Source organism: Plantactinospora sp. B6F1, assembly GCF_040120695.1.
Lineage (GTDB): Bacteria > Actinomycetota > Actinomycetes > Mycobacteriales > Micromonosporaceae > Plantactinospora.
Genome location: NZ_JBEEAC010000071.1, coordinates 1 through 2,705, shown reverse-complemented (window position 1 = coordinate 2,705; position 2,705 = coordinate 1). Strand labels below are relative to the sequence as shown.

4 protein-coding genes and 1 pseudogene are annotated in these 2,705 nt (G+C 66.2%); 4 read left to right on the top strand and 1 reads right to left on the bottom strand.

Features of this window, described 5'->3' with window-relative positions; translation table 11 throughout:
- From ABNF97_RS33720 to ABNF97_RS33705, 4 genes and pseudogenes are all read left to right on the top strand, one after another.
- Positions 1 to 296: hypothetical protein (locus ABNF97_RS33720; protein ID WP_349341037.1), on the top strand; the 296-nt coding region annotated here is incomplete at its 5' end.
- 52 nt (positions 297 to 348) lie between these two features.
- A pseudogene (locus ABNF97_RS33715) lies at positions 349 to 492 on the top strand (fatty acid desaturase); the annotation flags it as partial.
- A 248-nt stretch (positions 493 to 740) separates the two neighbouring features.
- A complete protein-coding gene (locus tag ABNF97_RS33710; protein ID WP_349341036.1) occupies positions 741 to 1,811 on the top strand; it encodes a fatty acid desaturase family protein in 1,071 nt (356 codons plus the stop codon).
- 2 nt (positions 1,812 to 1,813) lie between these two features.
- Positions 1,814 to 2,377 (top strand): DUF5994 family protein, encoded by a 564-nt coding sequence (locus tag ABNF97_RS33705; protein ID WP_349341035.1) that lies wholly within the window; start codon positions 1,814 to 1,816, stop codon positions 2,375 to 2,377.
- Positions 2,378 to 2,493: 116 nt separating this feature from the next.
- Here the strand turns inward: ABNF97_RS33705 and ABNF97_RS33700 are convergent.
- Positions 2,494 to 2,705 (bottom strand): hypothetical protein (locus ABNF97_RS33700; RefSeq protein WP_349341034.1); only part of this gene is annotated, 212 nt, incomplete at its 5' end.

Below are 2,705 nucleotides of genomic sequence, written 5' to 3'. Positions count from 1 at the left end.
CGAAGACGTGTTTCTGTCGCAAGGACGTGTCTATCGATGGCTCCACGCCTGTTTCCACGGTCGTCCGACTCGACACTTTCGCCCGTGTCGCACCAATCAACCCTTATGTTTTGCTGAGATCAACTCACTCACAGGGCGACAGACAGTGCCCGGAACACGAGGAGGCCTTCATGGCCAACAAGTCCGCCCACAAGGAAGATCGGAAAAAGCAGGCAAGCAGCCTGAAGGAAAAGCGCGCCGCGAAAAAGGCCAAGCGCGCGAAGCCGGCGTCACCGATCCCACCAACCGGCCACTGAATCGACGGAAGCGCAACCAGGTCAACCGCCCGCAAAGGCAACTCGGCCGCGGTGGATCGCGCCGCCGGCAAACGCCCGCGGCGGCTGGCTGACCGACACGGCGTCGGGCGGCCTGAACCACCAGATCGAGCACCACCTCTTCCCCGGCATGCCGACCCCCAACGGGGCACCGGCCAATCGCCGGCGCCCAGCCTGATCAGCCCATTGCTCGCCGTCAACGGTTCGGACACGTCGTCGTTCGGCTCGGCGCCGTCTGTCGGCTCCGCCTGAAAACTTCAACCGGCGTTGACACCGTCGAACAGGCATCTGATCTACGTCACCGCAAGCGGGCACTGGGCAGGTGTTGGGACGGGGATCGTGGGTACGTCGTTCCGATATGGACAAGGGGTTGGTGGCGCCACATGCCCACTGTGACGCCACCAGTGCATGACGGGAGGAAGGATCGTGACAACCGTCGGTTCGCTTATCGACCGGCCCGCCAGCGCGGCGCGCGGTAGCGACTACGCCCAGCTCTCGAAACGCGTCAAGGACGCTGGCCTGTTGGACAGGAGATCGGGCTACTACACATTCAAAATCATCGTCACCGTGCTGGCGTTCGCCGGCGCATGGGTGGCGTTCGTGGTGATCGGTCCCTCCTGGTGGCAGCTGGGTATCGCCGCGTTGCTGGCGGTGCTGTACACCCAGGTCGCGTTCATCGGCCACGACGCCGGCCACAAGCAGATCTTCCGGACCCGGCGTGCCAACTACCTGCTCGGCGTGGCGCTGGGAAACCTGTGCGTCGGGCTGAGCTACGGGTGGTGGATCGACAAGCACAACCGTCACCATGCCCACCCCAACGAGGTCGGCAGCGATCCCGACATCGAACCAGGTGTGCTGGTCTTCACCAGCCGGCACGCCCCACTCCGCAGCGGGGCGCTCCGGCTCTGGCAGCGGCTACAGGCGTACACGTTCTTCCCACTGCTGCTGCTCGAAGGGTTGAACCTGCACGTTGCCAGCGTGCGGGCACTCGCCGGAGCGACGGTCAGGTCCCGCGGCTACCGGGCGTTGGAGATCACTCTGTTCGCCGTGCACACCGTGGGCTACCTGGCCGTGGTGTTCCTGGTGCTCCCACCGTGGCAGGCGATCGCGTTCATCGCGGTCCACCAGGCCCTGTTCGGCCTCTACATGGGCTGCTCGTTCGCCCCCAACCACAAGGGAATGCCCGTGCTGACCGCCGACGACGACCTGGACTACCTGCGTCGACAGGTGCTCACCTCCCGCAACATCCGCGGCGGCCGGCTGGTGGACTTCCTCCTCGGCGGGCTGAACTACCAGATCGAACACCACCTGTTCCCGAACATGCCGCGGCCCAACCTGCGCCGCTCGCAGCAACTGATCCGCCGCTTCTGCGCCGAGCACGGCGTCAGCTACGCCGAGACCGGCCGCCTGCTCGCCTCCTACCGGCAGGTCCTACGCCACCTACACGAGGTCGGGCGCCCAAGCGCCGGCCCCACACCCCGCACACAGAAGGGCTGACCATGCTTACCGCCGCGCAACGGGCCACCATGATCCCGTCGTCACCGCCCTCGCAACCTCGACTGGTACTCGCCCCCGTCCGAGCCAGCCGGGCCATCCTGGACGGCGGATGGTGGCCCCGCTCCTGGGACCCGGTCGCCGAACTCCCCGGGCTCCTCCTAGCCCTGTCCGACCGCTACGGACGGATCCGGAACGTAATACTCAACAACGGCGCCTGGGACAGCCGCTTCCGCCGACTCGCAGTCGGCACGGACGTGGTCCGGGTGGGCTGGTTCGACTCGCTGGACACCGCCTTGTTGATCGCCACCACCGACCGCGGAGACCAACTCGACCTGCTCGTCGTGCCACCGGACAGCACCGCCGCGGCGGCAGAGCAGGCGATGACCACCGCCGCCGATCCGACCAACACCAGGCACGCACCCGACATCCTCACCGCCGGAACCGCGCCGCCGTCGCCGACAACGGGCACGGACCCGGACGCGGTATGGGACAACGAGGGCGGTAACACCGCCACAAGACGACCGCACCACCGGCCCACCAACGTACAGTCCCGTCAGGTTGAGTGACAGCGGGCGGGGTCCCACGCAGCTGCCGTCGCCTACCTGCGCCGAAGGTCGGCAGCCCGCCGATAGCCCGAGTCCCATGCCAGAAGCAACGACCCTCACCGGAACCGCTGGGTCTGTCAAGTTAACGGCTGATCTTGGTTGTTGAGGTGGTCAGTCGTTGGCCGGGGTGCCCTCTCTGTCAGGATCTTGTGAGACACCGGGGAACCGGATTTTCTGAAGTAGGGCGAGACGGGATCATCAACGATCGTGACCTTGAGCATCGCTGACATGGGCATCGGCCTGGGCGAGGATGGGCGGATGAGTTCAGCCTCTTCACCCCGCTCGGATC